This window comes from Acinetobacter sp. 231_lipA, from assembly GCF_058243005.1.
Genome location: NZ_JBZAYU010000001.1, coordinates 75049 through 93068 on the forward strand (window position 1 = coordinate 75049; position 18020 = coordinate 93068).

Genomic DNA, 18020 nt, shown 5'->3' on the forward strand with positions numbered 1-18020 from the left:
GGACAATGCTCAAAATGCACAATAAAAATATGGAAGCCACTATGACTGCATCGGAACATGCAAACGCCAAGAAAGATTCCATTTCAATTGCTTTGGTACACGAAGCATTGTTTGAAGCTGAAAAGCAGGGATATGCAGTTGCTGATATTTTGAAAAATGCAGGCATCAATAACGAACTGTTAAGTGCGACAAAAACACGAGTCTCAGTCAATCAATATGCACAGCTCTGGACTGAACTGGCCAATGTCATGAATGATGAGTTTTTTGGAATGGATCGCCATGCTATGCGCCGTGGCAGTTTTCAGTTTTTATCTAAATCACTGTTACACACCACCCAGCTGGACCAAGCCATTCAGCATATTTTGCAGTTTATGAATTTGGTACTAGACGACTTTAGCAGTCAACTTATGGTGCAAGAACATTATGCCTATATTGTGATATATGAACGACAACAGCCCAAGCGCATGTTTAGTTACGCAACTTACATCATGCTGATTCATGCCCTAATGTGTTGGCTAGTGGGGCAACGGGTGATTTTGAATCAAATTCAACTCAAATGTGATGCACCTACAAATGACATCGACTACAAAGTTCGTTTTTGCGAAAATATCCAGTATCAAATGGCTGAAAACTATATTCAGTTCGATGCCAATTATTTAAAAATGCCCATAAAACAGGACAGTAAATCGTGGTATCAATTTATTCAGCAAACCCCACATATTTTACTTACTCGTTATAAAAACCCACATTCAACCAGTGCCCAAATTCGTCGCTATTTAATGCAAGAACCCCCGATCCAGTGGCTTGAACTGTCTGAAATTGCCCATCATTTCAATATGTCTGAGGCAACTATTCAGCGTCGACTGAAAAGTGAAGGTTTCAGTTATCAACAGCTCAAAAATGATATACGCCGTGATATGGCGATTGAGCTGCTCAGTAACAGCCAAGTATCATTACAAGACATTAGCACTGAACTCAATTTTCATGATCCGAGTGCTTTCCATCGTGCTTTTAAAAAATGGACAGGCGTCAGCCCCGGTGCTTATCGTCAAAATAAGGACGCTTAACTTAGGTCGATTGGTATAGGCAACTACGAAACGCTCTTGCTCTTTCTACATAACAAATAACCCACCCATACCATTCTCTCGTTAAAGTAAACCTCAACATTTTATTGTTCTGGGTTTGGTTTTGATTTGCCAAATGAAATGTCAACAGAGCTTATAAATTAAATTGATTTTTTGATGCTCATTCATCGGAAAATCAGGGTGCTGTCGCACTTTGTTACTGACTTAAAAAAATTACCTGCCATAGTGATCTCGTCATATTGTTTTACACAATATTGAATAAAAACATCATGGAGGGAACACATGAGCACCCAATTAAATAAAAACTTAATGAAAAATATCGGATGGTTATCATTACTGCTGTGTACGCAGCAAGCGATAGCAGACTCATACATTTATGTGACCAATACCACCCCTGAAACGGTATCCGTCAATATTAATCATCATGGTACACGCACCTTAACTCAAGGGAGTCAATGGGCTCAAGAAGCCACCCAAATTGCACCTTATGAAACCAAACGTGTGCTGCGTTTTAACCGTTATACTGGGGTAAAGTCAGGTCAAACTTATAATTTTGATACAGTCATTACAGGCGGTGGTTCAAGTGTCACCCTGAAACAATCCATGACTGGCACTTGGTCTGGCAGTGATATTAAACACTCTGCATCTGGCAGTGATTTCTCAGCACCATGGTTCAACGACCGCAACATTCAGCGTTTCAACACCAATTATGCAGGAAAAGCAGCGCAGACTGCTTTTAAAGCTGAATACACTGGTGGTTATGACGACTTCCACTACACTATCCATCAAAATACCGTGCCAGAACCCGTTGCCAGCAGTGCCGATGAGTTTAAAGTTTTAACCTACAATATTTATGCTCTTCCTTTGGTGGCAAGTAAAATTGATTCACGTTTAGAGCAACTGCCGCAAAACCTAAAAGGCTACGATGCAATCTTATTCCAAGAAACCTTTGCTTCTGGTCGTACCGCCATGTTGGCCAAATTAGCACAGGAATATCCGTACCAAACTTATATTCCAATTGGTTCAGGTTTCAATATCTATGACAGCGGCATATTGGTTGCAAGTCGTCATCCTATTGTAAAAACGGATCATTTTATTTATCCGAGCTGTACAGGCATTGACTGTTTTGCCGATAAAGGCGTGATTTATGCTGAAATTCTCAAGAATGGCAAAGCCTATCATGTGACCTCCACACATACCGCATCGTTTGATACCGACGCGGCACGTGATATGCGCCAGCAACAATTTAAGCAAATCCGCGCTTTGGTCGATAAGCAAAATATCCCATCATTTGATGCTGTACTCATGGGCGGTGACTTTAATGTCAACAAACTACTGTGGCCGCAAGATTATGCGCAAATGCAAATCAACTTGAATGGTACGGTGCCAGTCAGCACTGGATATACCGAATCCACCTTCGATCCACGAGTGAATAAACTCGCGGGTGCAGGACTCACAGGCGGCTCTACCGTAGAGTATTTAGACTACGTGGTGTCATCCAATAACCACCGTCAGCCTATGCAAGCACGTAATGATGTCCGCATTCTTCGCTCGACTGCCGACCCCGTATTTATGACTTGGGACTTATCTGACCACTTCCCAGTAATGGGTCAATTCCAATACAACCCATAAGGAAGAACAATGAAGCGCTTTGGGCTTATCGCTTTGGTGCTGAGTGTATTGGTGATCGGTGTGGTGATATGGTTGGGCCTTGGCTCATCATATGCCACATCGGGTCAAACTCAGGCATCCTCACCGTCCCTTACAGAGACTGCTCAACCCAGCAGTTTGCAAGAGAAGCTTGCCGCTGCAAACAATGACGAGTCAAAAATGCAGCAACAACAGCAACAAGAATCCATCCAAAAAATCATTCAACTCTTTCAAAAAAATCCGGGCAATATCACACAATTATTAAACCAGTTACAGCAAAACTGCCCCGATACCAACTGTCAGGCATTATTAAAACAGATACTGGCCGAATATCCAGATCAGCAGTTTGCCCAGACTTTAAAACAATTGATAGAACGCCTACCACTGTATGAAAAAGAAATGCAGGCTAAAACCATGTCCACACAAATGACACCGCAACAGCGTTATCAGGAAATTTGGAACTTACGTGAACAGACTTTAGGTAAGCAAGAAACACAACTCGGCTTTGCTGAAGAAAAAGAATTTGCCAGCTATCAGTATGCTTATGGTGAACTCTTGGGCCGAGCATCGCAAATGACGCTACAGCAACGTCTGAGTGAACTTGCACAATTACAGCAACAATATAAAAACCCAAGCAAAAATATTGATGGTCAAAGTGGTAGTTACGATAAAGCCCTTAAATTGGCTTTAATTGGCGTCACCGACCCAATGCAGCAACAAGAAATTACCCAACAAATTCGTAACAGCTACTTTTCAGGCAAAGAAGCAGCGCAGTTGGCTGAACGCGAACAACAAGTCGCTCGACAACAACAACAGATCGCCAGTTATCAATCTGAGCTTGCTGCTCTCAACCAAGAAATGAACCAGCAAAAACAAAACTTAGCTGAAAGTGCATGGCAGCAGCAATATCAACTCCGTCTAGAACAACTGAGGCAAAAACACTTTAACTAGTGGCTTAAACGTTCATCATTCTCCACATCAAACAAAGACAGCTAAAGCAAGGTGATATACCTCATGTTGCTTTAGCATGTCCTTATAAATTGCAATTCCACAATGTTTTGAGTTCGCATCAGAGATGCGTAAAATAAAGACCATTGCAACGATAATATTAATAAATTATTATAATTCAATATCTTAAATAAAAATAAAAGAACTTTTTGATTAAAACTCCACAATATTTCACATTGAATACTTCTTTTTGATCGATCCGAGCCCCTTGCAACAGTCGTATGAAATGCACACAGGCACTCAATTTAATAAATTTAAGCTTTTCATTCACTTAACAAATCCATCTTTCATTTATCGGAATCTATTTGCAAAAAGTTCCAAAATGGATTATTTTTCAACCAATTTTAAAGCATTCTTTAATGCTTATTTTCCGGCTGTACTCCCCCTGTTTAATCACCTTATTTCTTTTAAAGGTTATGACATGCTTAAAATGATTGATGTTCTCGATCAACGTCTGGTGCAAAACTTTACTCAAGCTTTGCAGTCTCCTACCCCACAATTTGAAGAGCAACTGGATCAAGGTATTCTCAATGCATCAGACCTTGAATTAAATCATGCTGTTACTGCATTTTTTAATGAAGTTAATGCGATTGAAGCTGCTCAAGCGTTGGATATTAGCGCTGACCGTATTCAAGCCCTTCAGTTAGGTGCATCGTTTAAAGATGAACAATATTTAGCTGATCTAAAGAAAATTGTGACACTTTGTCTTGCACTTGAAACTGATGCTTTAGAGCAAGTTGAAGTGTTTGACAGTTTACAAGACTATCCAATGTAAGCTTGCAACCCCCTTAAAAAAGCGACTATTACAGTCGCTTTTTTACATTCAAAATGAATGATTTAGTTATGCAATTTTCATATAAGAAGAAATTATTCTATGCTTTTTGGAAGTTATTCTATACTCCAAAAACTGCACATAGCTCAACCAAGTTATTAAAATTCAGATAGTTAAACCAAGACCACCCGTTTATTTCAATTTAATATTTTGTTATCCATTTTTCTTTTTTTATTTTTCGCATACATAAGGTTAAGAGGTGGTCCCACATGTTTGAACAACTAAAAGCTTATTTATAAGTGATACTCTGCTCTAGTTAAGCTACCTTATTTTGTTGTGGTAGCTGGTCATAGTAAAACTCATCTGGAGTCATTTTGTCCAGACTCGAATGAGGTCGTTTCAAATTATAAAATTCAAAATATGCGTTTAATTGCTTCTTCGCATCCAAAACATTGCTGTAGGCTTTGAGATACACCTCTTCATATTTAACGCTCCGCCATAATCGTTCAACCATCACATTATCAACCCATCGACCTTTACCATCCATACTGATTTGAATGCCATTTGATTTCAATACATCAATAAATGCATCACTGGTAAACTGACTGCCTTGGTCTGTATTAAATATTTCAGGTCGACCATATTTTTCAATAGCTTCATTTAATGTTTCTATGCAAAATGTAACCTCCATACTAATCGATACTCTATGCGCAAGTACCTTGCGGCTATGCCAATCAATCACAGCACATAAATAAACAAAGCCTTTTGCCATAGGGATATACGTTATATCCGTAGACCACACTTGATTACTGCGCTGAATAGCCAATCCTTTGAGCAGATATGGATATTTGCGGTGAGCTTGATTAGCCTGGCTTAAATTTGGTTTGCAATATAACGCATTAATGCCCATTTTCTTCATTAAAGTACGTGTATGACGTCGTCCTATATGATGTCCTTGACGATTCAACAAATCACGCATCATCCGGCTACCTGCAAAAGGGTATTGCATATGTAACTCATCCATACACCGCATTAGCTTCAGATCTGATGCACTCACAGGTTTTGGGCGATAGTAATAACAACCACGGGAGACTTTCAGCAGCTGAGCTTGCTTAGATACTGAAATCTGAAGTGAGTCATCGATTAACTTTTGTGGTTGAAGCGGCCCAGTTTCTTCAACACACCTTCTAAAAAATCAATTTCTAATGCCTGCTCACCGATTTTTGCATGTAGTTTTTTTAGATCGATGGGTGGTTCTGTTGGAGCTTTTGATTGATCGAAAGCTTGCGAGGAAGCTGAAATCAGTTGATTTTTCCAGTCGATAATTTGGTTTTGATGAACATCAAATTCAGCACTCAATTCAGCAAGTGTTTTTTCTGCTTTAATCGCAGCAAGTGCTACCTTAGCTTTAAAATCATTTGAATGATTTCTTCTTGGTCTACGTGCCATAAAATACTCCATATATTGATGTTTATAACATCATTTGGGGAGCAAAATATCACTTATAAGTGTTGTTCAAATTTCCTGATCCACCTCTGTTAAAAGAACCCTCAAATAAACTTATTTAAATGATGCAACATGAAAAACTTTAAACTACTGAGCACTTCACTGATTTTAGGTCTGATCGGCTCTTATACCCATGCCGCTATTCCAAACACGCTCAAACTTGATTATGCCTACTACGCACCAACCAGCCTCGTAGTGAAAGAACAAAAACTGTTAGAAAAGGCCTTACCTAAAACTGAGATTAAATGGGTATTTAGCCAAGGAAGTAACCGCTCGTTGGAATATTTAAATAGCGGCAGTGTCGATTTTGCTTCAACCGCAGGGCTTGCAGCCGTACTCAGTCGTGCCAACGGCAGTCCAATCAATACCATTTATATCCAGAGCCAACCTGAATGGACTGCTTTGGTGGTTGCTAAAAACTCCCAGATTAAAAGCCTAAAAGACTTAAAAGGAAAAAAAATTGCCGCAACCAAAGGTACAGATCCATTTCTATTTACCTTACAAGCGCTGGATACAGTGGGTCTAAATAAACGCGACGTGCAACTGGTCCATTTACAACATCCAGATGGCAAAACAGCTTTAGAACGTGGTCAAGTCGATGCTTGGGCAGGCTTAGATCCACTGATGGCATCGGCACAAGTGCAATCTGGCGCAAAACTGCTGTATCGAAATATTGGGTTTAACAGTTATAGCGTGCTCAGTGTCAAAGAGTCTTTTACTCAGCAAAGTCCCGAAGCCATTGAAGCCGTGATTAAAGCTTATGAGCAAGCACGTAAATGGGCCAAAGCTAATCCAGAGAAATTGGCGGAGTTATTGGCACGCGAGTCCAAACTTCCGCTGAATGTCGCAAAATTACAATTAAGCCGTACCAACTTTGATCAAAACATTCCGTCAGCCAAACAGATTGCCGCATTACAAAAGTCTGGCAGCATTTTGAATGAAGAAGACTTAGTCCGTAAAGGCACCAATGTTAATCAAGTTGTGACTCAGTTGTTTAAACCACAATATGCACAAAAGGTTGTAAGCAAATAATGACCAAGTCAGTCGCGAGCCCTTTCACCGATATTGAAGTGAAAAAAAGTTCCTCATTGCAGTTGAAATTGAAGAGTGTTCTCAAAGCAATCACCCTTCCAGTGCTCTTACTGATTGCTTGTGAATATCTGGTTCGTGCAGGTTTTATTGAACCTTATTTATTGCCTGCACCTAGTAGTCTGTGGCAAACCTTTCTAGATTTATGTCAGGCAGATTTATGGATGCATGTCTGGACCAGTACATGGCGGGTGTTTTTAGGCTTTTTTATTGGGAGTGCTCTGGCTTTAATATTTGCAATTTTGGTGGGACTCAATAAACAGGTTGAAGCGTTTTTAGAACCCAGTTTTTCAGCGATCAAATCCATCCCGAGCTTAGCGTGGATTCCTCTACTTTTACTGTGGTTGGGAATTGATGAAGCATCGAAAATTACCCTAATTGCAATTGGCGCATTTTTTCCGACCTATACCAACACGGTTGCAGCGATTAAAGGGGTTGATCGCAAGCTTATCGAAGTCGCACGAGTCTATCGGCTGAAGTACTGGCAGCAAGTACAACAGATTATTTTGCCTGCAGCATCTCCGGGGATCTTAACGGGACTGCGCAACAGTTTAAGTTTGGCATGGATGTTTATGATTGCCGCAGAACTCATTGCAGCGACACAAGGCATAGGCTACTTACTGAGTGATGGCCGAGAAACTTCACGTCCTGATATTGTGATCTTAGCGATTATTCTTTTAGCCGTGCTCGGAAAACTCAGTGATAACATCATGAAAGCCCTCGAGACTTGGCTACTGCGTTGGCGTGACGTATTTGGAACATAAGGTAGAAAAAATAAAAGCGCATCGGATGCGCTTTTATTTTGGAGGGAACAATGAAATTATTGTGTCCACTGCCCTAAAGTAACGCGGTCATTACCACCATAATCTTTCACCGTACGGACTTGTTTATAGCCCGCTTCTTTAAAGATTTTCTGTACAGCGTCAGCTTGGTCATAACCATGCTCAAGTACCACCCAGCCATCAAGAGTTAAATGCTTTTTACCTTGCTGGATAATGACTCTTAAATCAGCCAAACCATGATCTGCTGCAACTAGGGCACGTTCAGGCTCAGTTGCTAAGTCTTGCATGTGATCATCATCGGCATCGATGTACGGCGGGTTCGAGACAATCACATCAAAAAACTTTCGATTCAGCGGTGCAAACCAACTGCCACACACAAAAGTCACATCATTTAAGTCATGCTTTTCTGCATTTTGCTGCGCAACAGCTAAAGTTGGCTCATAAATATCGGTCGCCGTAATGTCCCACGTGTCCCGTTCACTGGCCAATGAAAGCGCAACCGCACCTGTCCCCGTGCCTAAGTCAACAATGCGCGCATCTTCAGGTAAGTCTAAACGTAGTACAGTTTCAACCAGTACCTCGGTATCTGGACGTGGAACTAAAGTGTCAGGAGTGACAATCAAATCTAGCGTCCAAAACGGCTGCGAACCTGTCACATAGGCCAAAGGTTCACCTGCTTCGATTCGTGCCAAGGCAGCAACATAGGCCTGCTCTTGTTCATCGGTCAGCACTTGATCTTTTTTCATAACCAAATCAAAAGAATCAATTTTGGTAATGTGCTCCAACAACCATGCATTCTCTTGACGTTCGTAACTCTCAGCTTCACCACGTAAAGCCAAAGCTTGGGCAATATTCATTATCCACCATTCTGCTGTGCAAGCATCGCAAGCTGATCTGCTTGATATTCACGATGTAAGCTATCTAATAGTTCAGTTAAATCGCCTTCCATAACCGCGTCTAACTTGTATAAAGTTAAGTTAATACGGTGATCGGTCATACGACCTTGCGGGTAGTTATAGGTACGGATACGTTCTGAACGATCACCCGAGCCGACCAAGTCACGGCGCATTTCAGAAGTTGCTGCATCAGCCGCTGCACGTTTTGCATTTTCCAAGCGTGAAGCAAGTAAAGCCATCGCTTTGGCTTTGTTTTTATGCTGCGAACGCTCTTCCTGACATTCCACCACCGTTCCTGTTGGAATGTGGGTAATACGCACAGCTGAATCGGTTTTGTTGATGTGCTGACCACCCGCACCTGAGGCACGGTAGGTATCAATACGTAAGTCTGATGCATTAATCTCGACTGTTGTATCGACATCAATTTCAGGCAAAATCGCAACGGTACACGCCGACGTATGTACACGACCCTGAGACTCCGTTGCAGGTACACGTTGTACACGGTGCGCGCCACTTTCAAACTTCAAGCGACCGTAAACGCCTTCACCATTCACCAAACAAATGATTTCTTTATAACCACCGTGTTCGCCTTCATTTTCAGACAACACTTCAATACGCCAGCCTTGTGATTCAGCGTACTTGGTATACATGCGGTATAAATCACCCGAGAAAATAGCAGCTTCATCACCGCCTGTTCCCGCTCGAATTTCCAAATATGCAGAGTTCGCATCATTTGGATCTTTCGGAATCATTAAGATATTTAAATCAGCTTCTAAAGACGCAATAATAGCTTTATTTTCTTTAATTTCTTCAACAGCCATTTCCTTAAAATCAGGATCTGACAGCATCGCTTCAGCCGTTTCAATATCAGCTTCTGCTTGTTTGTACTTGGTCCAAACTTCTGTGATTTCACTTAAATCACTATGTTCACGTGACAACTGACGAAAGCGTTTGTTATCCGAAATGACTTCTACATCTGCAAGTAATGCTGTTAATTCTTCGTGACGGTCAGAAAGTTGATCTAATCGTAAACGTAACGATTCTTTCATTAGGAAAATATCTCAATATAAAGGCTGCAATACAGTTTCACAGCACCAAAAAATTTGCGCTTAGTTTAACGGCTCTATCACGCAAAGAACATCTTTATTCAATCCTGAGCGACGTTTACTTTATACGCCTCAGTAAATTGATACACTTTTAAAGCATGTTTATGACCTTACTAACGCTTAAAAAATGCAAAACAGCTTATTTCATATACATCTTTTAAATAGGTCATTTCAGCTCAAAATTCAGAGTGTGAACTGCATCACTCCTAGGTTTATCCACATTTGCATGATTTTGGATAAATTTCATTCTGCTTATTCACATTTGTAATAAAACTGGGCAAAACAAGAAACCAACGGGTTTCAATTTAGTTTTAACTCTCCACAATTAACTGGAATCTTTTTGTTACATTAGCCACATCGAAAAAAGTAAGACAGTTCAACCAATGTTGGACATGGAGAAACACATGAAACTTAATTCACTCTTAATGTCAGCAACATTAGCAACGGCATCTATATTTACTGCAACTGCATATGCAGACAGCACAACTCGCGTTGCAGCAGCCAGTGCTTTAGGTAGTGTTGCAGGGACAGCAATTGGTAAAAACATGGGCGGCACAACTGGTGCAACTATTGGCGCAGCACTTGGTGGTGCAGGTGGTGCAGCAGTTGCAAGTGACAAACGTCATCGTACTGAATCTGCTATTGGTGGTGCCATCGGTGGTGGTGCGGGCTATACCGTAGGTAAAAGCATGGGCGGCACCAATGGTGGCTACGTGGGTTCTGCATTAGGTGCAGCGGGCGGTGCAGCACTCGGCAACAAAATCTCAAAAGATAAACAGTATGACTCTTACCATGGTAAAAAATGGAAGAAAAAACATAAACACCATTAATTAGCTGCATCGTAAAGATGTCATTGAAAGCACCTTCGGGTGCTTTTTTATGGCACAGATTTAGACGCAATAATACTCTAGCCAAACTGGTAGAAAATACGAAGAGTCGTTACACAGCACTTACCAAAGCAACGGTTTCGATAAAATTTCTCTTCATTATTCTTCCAACTTGTTTCGCTAAAGTGAAATCAAGACAAAATAGACATGCTCTTAGGTGTTTAAAAATGAAAATTAAATCAATTTTAATGAGTACCGTAATTGCAGCTTCTGCATTAACGATGACCACAACATATGCAGGTAATACAACCAATACTGCACTAACATCTGCATTAGGTGGTGTTGTTGGTGCCGCGATTGGTAACCAAATGGGTGGCCAAACAGGCGCGATGATTGGTTCTGCCATTGGTGGTGGTGCAGGTGCAGCCGCTTCAGCCAACAAACGTGACCGTAATGGTGCAATCATTGGTGGAGCACTCGGCGGTGCAGGTGGTTATACCGTAGGTAAAAACATGGGCGGTACCAATGGTGGGTATATTGGCGCAGGTCTAGGTTCAGCGGGTGGTGCAGTTCTGGGTAAAAAAGTCTCTGAAGACCGTCGTTATGATGATGAATATGACCGCCGTTACGATGACCGTTATGATCGTCGTTATGACAGCCGCGGCTACCGTAACAGCAATTATAAATATAATGGTCGTGACTATCGTGGTGACAATGGCCGTCACTTGGGATGGTACAAAAACGGTAAACGTTAAGCACCGCATAAAACATTCTCAAATAAAATAGCACCTTCGGGTGCTTTTTGTTTATCTGACCACTACACTTAAGAAAGACACTGTATCGTTTCTGCGATGCAGTTGCTTACTTCTTTTTGCTTTAAACGCATGTGTGGCTAGTGCGGTTCAACGATGTTGAATAGATAATTAGTTTCATTTTTAAATCAATACCTTATACAAAACGACCAGAATATCGAATAAAATCGATATACAAAATAACAGTTATATCGTATTATTTCGATATATAAAACAAAACTGAGAAGTAGAATGCGCACGTTGTCCGAGACTCAATTTTCTATTTTAGAATTAGCTCCTGTCCGCGAAGATCAGACTGTACAACTCACCCTACAGCATAGCTTAAAATTGGCCCAACAAGCTGAGCGTTTAGGCTATAGCCGACTCTGGCTTGCAGAACATCATAATATGGATGGTATTGCCAGTTCTGCAACTGCGGTGCTACTCGGCTATTTACTCGCAAATACCTCAACCTTAAAAGTGGGTTCTGGCGGTATCATGCTCCCAAACCATGCCCCACTGATCGTAGCGGAGCAATTCGGTACACTTGCAACACTCTATCCAAATCGGATCGAATTAGGTTTAGGTCGGGCACCAGGTACAGACCAAATAACCATGCGTGCACTTCGCCGTGGCCGTCAAGAAACTGAAGATCAGTTCCCACAAGATGTTTTAGAAATTCTGCATTACTTTAAGGACGCTGAGCCAAATCAGCGCATCATTGCAACTCCGGGGCAAGGGACACATGTACCTGTATGGCTACTCGGTTCAAGTTTATTTAGTGCACAACTGGCTGCAAAACTCGGACTTCCCTACTCTTTTGCATCACACTTTGCACCGCGTATGCTGAAACAAGCGATTCAACTCTATCGTGAAAACTTTGAACCCTCTGAATACTTATCGAAACCGTATGTGTCTATGGGTGTCCCGACGGTCGTTGCTGAAACCGATGTTGAAGCTGAATATCTAGCGACCAGTGCCTACCAACGAGTTTTAGGTCTCATGCGCGGTCAAAGTTTAAAGTTAAAAGCACCAATTGCCAGCATGAATGGTCTATGGTCACCTGCGGAAAAAATGTCGGTAGATAGTTTTTATGCCATGGCCCAAATCGGTTCCAACGGCACAGTAAAAGAAGGCTTGAAACAGCTTCTTTTAGAATATGATGTCGATGAGTTCATTTTCACCTGTGACATCTATGACACCGACAAACGTTTAGAAAACTTTGAACGTCTCATGCAGATCAAAAATAGCTAAGTACAAATAAAAGCTAATCGCCTTATGCGTATTAATGCATACCCATAAGGCGACATACATAAATGAATAACTAAAATCTCAGCCGATATCTAAAAAATCCTTAAAACCCTGCAAAAACTGCTGCTATGTCTAGACTAAAGTTAGCGTGACTGCTCAGACAATTTATCACTTTGCCTTTTTAGAGCAAAAGCACTAAAAATAATAAATTAAGGAAAGACGATAAAAAACAATTAAGGATCGAGCATGGTCAATTTGCATTCAACAGACAACGTATCTGGTTTATTTCAAAACCATCCCGAGTATTTTCAGCATTTTAAAGGGCAACTGATTCCCTCATCAGAAATTAAACAACATACTTTTACTGAGCAACGGGTCGCAATTATTGGCACCAACCAGCATACAGTAACTGCCCTCGAATCGATTTGTCAGGTCGCTCAATCGGTCTATGTTTTTCAAAATGCGCCACAATTTATCTTGCCAAAAACAGAGCGTGGAATTCAGCGCTTAATTCAACATCCTTTGGTTATTAAGAACCGACGCCTATTTAACACACGGATCAAATGCCTACTGGCCCTACGCTTTTTAGAAACCCAAGTTCAAGACCCATGGCTTAGACACCAACTCAAACCTAACTCCGCTGCCGATAAACTTAAATTTTTCAAGTCCGATCATTATTATCACGCCTTACAGCGCGACAACTGTAAGCTAATCACTTGGCCAATCGTCAAAATCCGAGAACATGACATTCAAAGTTTAGATGGCGCCGAATATACCGTCGATGTGATCATTACCACCTATAGCCATTAACCATATAGGGTGAGTTTCCCTACTTACCCGTTGTTTATTTCGTCACACCTGTACATTGATAGCCTGTATTTGAGCGCTGATAACGTAAGTATTTTCCAGTCGGGCGGCTGTTTTGATCTAATAAAGTGATATCAATCTTGTTTAAGTCTTTTGAAACACGAATATATGAACCGCGCTGCTCTTCGTCATAATGACAGTCATAATCCACTTCAATCGAACTTAGTTGCTTGTTCTTGGTCTGAAAAACTGGTGTTGCTGTCAAAGCTTGGGCATGCATTTTAAAGGCTTGAATTTGATAGAGACCGTGACAACTATCGCCTTTGTAATAACTTTGAATCAGATAAATCGGCTGTGCACCCCATTTCACTTGATCAATCTTTAAAATATAGCCTGTTTCTAAAGGCCGAAGTTTAGTGGACTTGCTCGATTTCATCTGCACATAGGATGAAAATTCACCCATGGTACCGCCACCACCTACATCAAAAGTATAGAATTTAAGCAGTTGGTCCGGTGAGGCATTAATCTTTAGTCTAAGGTTTTCAGTCAATTTGGGGAAAGAATAAGCATAACTTTCTGCATTTTCACGGATTAAATCAACCACATCATTTTCGATCTGTTGATTCACCGCATAAAAATCTAGCGCTGCATATTTTTGATCAATCGCCTGCTCAGCCTGTTGAATTGATATATTTTGCGCATATAAAGCCATATTAAAATGAGCACAACAAAATACACCTAATAGGCATTTTGATATTATTTTCATTTGATCTAATCTGTATTTTTATATTGATCAATATTATAAAGCATCATCAATATGACGCTTTATAATGTAATGACAATATCAACCAATACGACGTTTTAAGCCCGTCATTTGCAGTACCCGAGTTGAAATTTCTTCAATCGACATTTCCGAGACATTTAAGTATTTAATCCCTTCAGAGATATAAATCCCTTCAATTGCACGAAGCTCCATTTGGCACTGGCTGAAGCTTGCATAACGGCTATTGGCTTTACGTTCAGAGCGAATAGCAACAAGACGTTCCGCATCAATCATCAAACCAAAAAGCTTCTGCTTATGTGCGCGAAGTACCGCAGGTAAACGGTTGTCATCCAAGTCTTCTTCTGTCAATGGATAGTTTGCTACACGAATCCCAAACTGTAATGACAAATAAATTGAAGTCGGTGTTTTACCCGAACGTGACACCCCAATCAAAATCAGGTCAGCCTTGTCATAGTGGCGTGTACGTGCGCCATCATCGTTATCCAAAGCAAAATGCACCGCATCAATACGTGCTTTATAAGACTCCGAATCGGTCACCGCATGGGTCTGTCCGACTAAAGTTGTAGGCGGTGTTCCCAACTCTTCAGACAATTTACTAATAAGCCCCTCAAATACATCAAGATTTATAGCATTTGCAGTATTAATAATGTCACGCACGTACGGGTCGACTAAAGTGTCAAAAACCAGTGGCTTTTGTCCGTCTTGTTGCGCCCTTAAATTGATCTCAGCAACCACATTTGTAGCAGCTTCTTCAGAGCTAATATAAGGAATAATATGAATGTCAAAGTCAACATTTGGAAACTGCGCCAATAGCGAGTGCCCAAGGGTTTCAGCGGTAATTGCAGTACCATCTGATACAAAAAAAACACTCCGCTTAAATTGTTTACTTCCTGACATTAAAATTCTCCTCAAAAATTTGTCTTAGTGCTATATAATCTTTATAGTAAACCGATCTTACATGACTGTCGCTTAGTAAAATCAAAAAGCTAAGTAGATTTGTTATAATCTGATGCCAAGATAGTGATTAAATACTGCAAAAGTGGAGTAACAACTTTGGAAGCGCGCGTAATTGGTCTAGAAAAATTAGGGAAACACGACGTTGAACTTGTAGGTGGGAAAAACTCATCTTTAGGTGAAATGATCAGCCACCTATCAAATGCAGGTGTATCTGTACCAGGTGGCTTTGCTACTACAGCTCAAGCATATCGTGAATTTCTCGAGCAAAGTGGCCTAAACGCTAAAATCAATGCAGAGTTAAAAGTCCTCAATGTTGATGATGTAAATGCTCTTGCTGAAACAGGCGCGAAAATTCGCCAATGGATTGTAGATACCCCACTTACGGCAGAACTCGAACAAGAAGTTCGTAAAGCATTTGCAGAGCTTTCAAACGGCAACCCAGATATCGCGGTTGCCGTTCGTTCTTCAGCGACAGCAGAAGATTTACCAGATGCTTCTTTTGCAGGTCAACAAGAAACCTTCTTAAACATTCGCGGTATCGACAACGTATTGATCGCGATCAAAGAAGTATTTGCATCACTGTATAACGACCGTGCAATCTCTTACCGCGTACACCAAAATTTTGCGCATGATGTTGTGGCTTTATCTGCTGGTGTTCAGCGTATGGTCCGCTCTGAAACTGGTGCAGCGGGTGTAATGTTTACACTCGACACTGAATCAGGTTTCCGTGACGTAGTTTTCATCACTGCATCTTATGGTTTGGGGGAAATGGTTGTTCAAGGTGCAGTAAACCCTGACGAATTCTACCTCTCTAAACCCCTTTTAAATGCAGGCAAGCACGCTGTCCTCCGTCGTAATCTGGGTTCTAAACACCAAAAAATGATTTATGGCGAAGAAGCTTCTGCAGGTAAATCAGTTGTTGTGGTTGATGTTGAAAAACAAGAGCGTCAACAATTCGCATTAAACGACCATGAACTACAAGAACTTGCAAAACAAGCGCTGATCATTGAAAACCACTATGGTTCTCCAATGGACATCGAGTGGGCAAAAGATGGCGATGACGGTCAAATTTATATCGTTCAAGCGCGCCCTGAAACTGTGAAGAGCCGTGAAAACGTCGGCACTATGGAACGCTACCTCTTAAAACAAAAAGGCACTGTGATTTGTGAAGGTCGTTCAATCGGTCAACGTATTGGTTCTGGTAAAGTCCGTATTGTTACGTCTATTAAAGAAATGGACAAAGTACAAGACGGTGACGTACTTGTATCTGACATGACTGACCCAGACTGGGAACCAGTAATGAAACGTGCGGCTGCAATTGTGACTAACCGTGGTGGTCGTACTTGCCACGCAGCGATTATTGCGCGTGAATTGGGTGTTCCAGCAATTGTCGGTTGTGGTAATGCAACTGAAGTTCTAGTAGACGGCCAAGAAGTAACAGTTTCATGTGCAGAAGGTGATACAGGTTTCATCTACGAAGGTTCTTTAGATTTCGAAATTCAAACCAACTCAATCGAATCGATGCCAGAGCTTCAGTTCAAAGTCATGATGAACGTCGGTAACCCTGACCGCGCATTTGACTTTGCACAAATTCCAAATGAAGGGATTGGCCTTGCACGTCTTGAGTTCATCATTAACCGTATGATCGGTGTCCACCCTAAAGCATTGTTGAACATTGACAGCTTGCCACGTGAAACACGTGCTGCGGTAATGGCACGTACTGCGGGTTATGCATCGCCAATCGAATTCTATGTTGAAAAACTGGTTGAAGGTATTTCTACCCTTGCTGCAGCATTTGCAGACAAACCTGTGATCGTTCGTATGTCTGATTTTAAGTCAAATGAATACGCAAACTTGATCGGTGGTAAGTTATACGAACCTGAAGAAGAAAACCCAATGTTGGGCTTCCGTGGTGCAAGCCGTTATGTGTCTGACAACTTCCGTGACTGCTTCGAATTAGAATGCCGCGCGTTGAAAAAAGCACGTGACGAAATGGGCTTAACCAATATTCAAATCATGATTCCTTTCGTACGTACTGTACATGAAGCAAAACGTGTAATTGAATTATTGGCGTTAAATGGTTTGAAACGTGGTGAAAATGGTCTGAAAGTGATCATGATGTGTGAGTTACCAACAAACGCATTATTGGCTGAACAGTTCCTTGAACACTTCGATGGCTTCTCTATCGGTTCAAACGACTTAACTCAGTTAACGCTTGGTCTAGACCGTGACTCTGGTATTGTATCTCACCTATTTGATGAGCGTGATCCAGCAGTAAAAGCACTTCTTTCTATGGCAATTCATGCATGCCGTAAAGCAGGTAAATATGTGGGTATTTGTGGTCAAGGCCCATCAGATCACCCAGATCTTGCGCAATGGCTTATGGAACAAGGTATCGAATCTGTATCACTTAACCCTGACTCAGTATTAGACACTTGGTTCTTCCTTGCTGAAGAAAAAGTTCAAAAAGCTTAACTTTTTGATCCGATAAAAAAGACCCTTTCAAGGGTCTTTTTTTATATCTACTCTTTTAACGTATCCGTAATAAAACAAGCATATTGATGCAAAAATTTAGACTAAGTTTGATACTCATGCATCAACATCTTGATTGAGAAAAGATTGCATTGCGATAAAGCTAGAAGAAGCAGCATAATCCTTGTTACACTGTCCTGCATTTTGTGTAGTTTTGGTTAATTTTAGCTTGAAATT

16 protein-coding genes are annotated in these 18020 nt (G+C 41.1%); 11 read left to right on the top strand and 5 right to left on the bottom strand.

Features of this window, described 5'->3' with window-relative positions:
• The first annotated feature begins 41 nt into the window (after positions 1 to 41).
• The 4 genes from AC4CUX_RS00455 to AC4CUX_RS00470 all read left to right on the top strand — a co-directional run bounded on the left by AC4CUX_RS00455 (position 42) and on the right by AC4CUX_RS00470 (position 4518).
• Positions 42 to 1067 carry an AraC family transcriptional regulator gene (locus AC4CUX_RS00455; RefSeq protein ID WP_201951727.1) on the top strand — a complete coding sequence of 342 codons (1026 nt, stop codon included), beginning with the start codon at positions 42 to 44 and terminating at the stop codon, positions 1065 to 1067.
• A 327-nt stretch (positions 1068 to 1394) separates the two neighbouring features.
• Positions 1395 to 2717 carry a sphingomyelin phosphodiesterase gene (locus AC4CUX_RS00460; protein WP_407079393.1) on the top strand — a complete coding sequence of 441 codons (1323 nt, stop codon included), beginning with the start codon at positions 1395 to 1397 and terminating at the stop codon, positions 2715 to 2717.
• Positions 2718 to 2726: 9 nt separating this feature from the next.
• Positions 2727 to 3686, top strand: coding sequence for a hypothetical protein (locus tag AC4CUX_RS00465; RefSeq protein WP_201951730.1), 960 nt, complete (start codon positions 2727 to 2729; stop codon positions 3684 to 3686).
• Positions 3687 to 4164: 478 nt separating this feature from the next.
• A complete protein-coding gene (locus AC4CUX_RS00470; RefSeq protein WP_029575052.1) occupies positions 4165 to 4518 on the top strand; it encodes a hypothetical protein in 354 nt (117 codons plus the stop codon).
• 313 nt (positions 4519 to 4831) lie between these two features.
• Here AC4CUX_RS00470 and AC4CUX_RS00475 read toward each other — a convergent pair.
• Positions 4832 to 5964, bottom strand: a protein-coding gene (locus AC4CUX_RS00475; protein WP_223235881.1) for an IS3 family transposase whose coding sequence is annotated in 2 segments (ribosomal slippage) — positions 4832 to 5712 and positions 5712 to 5964 — 1134 coding nt in all. Because the reading frame shifts where the segments join, the coding sequence is not laid out codon by codon here.
• 129 nt (positions 5965 to 6093) lie between these two features.
• Here AC4CUX_RS00475 and AC4CUX_RS00480 point away from each other — a divergent pair.
• Positions 6094 to 7053 (top strand): aliphatic sulfonate ABC transporter substrate-binding protein, encoded by a 960-nt coding sequence (locus tag AC4CUX_RS00480; protein WP_201951731.1) that lies wholly within the window; start codon positions 6094 to 6096, stop codon positions 7051 to 7053.
• Positions 7053 to 7874, top strand: coding sequence for an ABC transporter permease (locus AC4CUX_RS00485; RefSeq protein ID WP_201951733.1), 822 nt, complete (start codon positions 7053 to 7055; stop codon positions 7872 to 7874). The genes AC4CUX_RS00480 and AC4CUX_RS00485 overlap by 1 nt, the downstream gene beginning before the upstream one ends.
• 56 nt (positions 7875 to 7930) lie before the next feature.
• Here AC4CUX_RS00485 and prmC read toward each other — a convergent pair whose 3' ends face one another.
• Both prmC and prfA read right to left on the bottom strand, forming a co-directional pair.
• Positions 7931 to 8749 (bottom strand): peptide chain release factor N(5)-glutamine methyltransferase, encoded by an 819-nt coding sequence (gene prmC, locus AC4CUX_RS00490; RefSeq protein WP_201951734.1) that lies wholly within the window; start codon positions 8747 to 8749, stop codon positions 7931 to 7933.
• Entirely contained in the window at positions 8749 to 9837 is a 1089-nt protein-coding gene (gene prfA / locus AC4CUX_RS00495) for a peptide chain release factor 1 (RefSeq protein WP_004982013.1), read from the bottom strand. The genes prmC and prfA overlap by 1 nt, the downstream gene beginning before the upstream one ends.
• Positions 9838 to 10298: 461 nt before the next feature.
• On the opposite strand from prfA, the gene AC4CUX_RS00500 reads away from it, so the two are divergent.
• The 4 genes from AC4CUX_RS00500 (at position 10299) to AC4CUX_RS00515 (ending at position 13573) form a co-directional block, all read left to right on the top strand.
• Positions 10299 to 10724, top strand: coding sequence for a glycine zipper domain-containing protein (locus AC4CUX_RS00500; RefSeq protein WP_201951736.1), 426 nt, complete (start codon positions 10299 to 10301; stop codon positions 10722 to 10724).
• A gap of 224 nt (positions 10725 to 10948) precedes the next feature.
• Entirely contained in the window at positions 10949 to 11476 is a 528-nt protein-coding gene (locus tag AC4CUX_RS00505) for a YMGG-like glycine zipper-containing protein (protein ID WP_004982017.1), read from the top strand.
• Positions 11477 to 11764: 288 nt separating this feature from the next.
• The gene (locus tag AC4CUX_RS00510; protein WP_151835996.1) at positions 11765 to 12766 is read left to right on the top strand and encodes an LLM class flavin-dependent oxidoreductase; all 1002 of its coding nucleotides are present in this window, start codon (positions 11765 to 11767) and stop codon (positions 12764 to 12766) included.
• A 243-nt stretch (positions 12767 to 13009) separates the two neighbouring features.
• On the top strand, positions 13010 to 13573 hold the full coding sequence (locus AC4CUX_RS00515) for an NAD(P)/FAD-dependent oxidoreductase (RefSeq protein ID WP_151835995.1): 564 nt from the start codon (positions 13010 to 13012) through the stop codon (positions 13571 to 13573).
• A 34-nt stretch (positions 13574 to 13607) separates the two neighbouring features.
• On the opposite strand, the gene AC4CUX_RS00520 is transcribed toward AC4CUX_RS00515, so the two are convergent.
• On the bottom strand, positions 13608 to 14282 hold the full coding sequence (locus AC4CUX_RS00520; RefSeq protein WP_201951738.1) for a hypothetical protein: 675 nt from the start codon (positions 14280 to 14282) through the stop codon (positions 13608 to 13610).
• A gap of 132 nt (positions 14283 to 14414) precedes the next feature.
• Positions 14415 to 15251: a posphoenolpyruvate synthetase regulatory kinase/phosphorylase PpsR gene (gene ppsR / locus AC4CUX_RS00525; protein ID WP_005400687.1), complete on the bottom strand. Its 837-nt coding sequence runs from the start codon at positions 15249 to 15251 to the stop codon at positions 14415 to 14417.
• Positions 15252 to 15407: 156 nt separating this feature from the next.
• On the opposite strand from ppsR, the gene ppsA reads away from it, so the two are divergent.
• Complete coding sequence (gene ppsA / locus AC4CUX_RS00530) at positions 15408 to 17786, top strand: phosphoenolpyruvate synthase (RefSeq protein ID WP_201951740.1); 2379 nt, start codon at positions 15408 to 15410, stop codon at positions 17784 to 17786.
• The last annotated feature ends 234 nt before the right edge of the window (positions 17787 to 18020 follow it).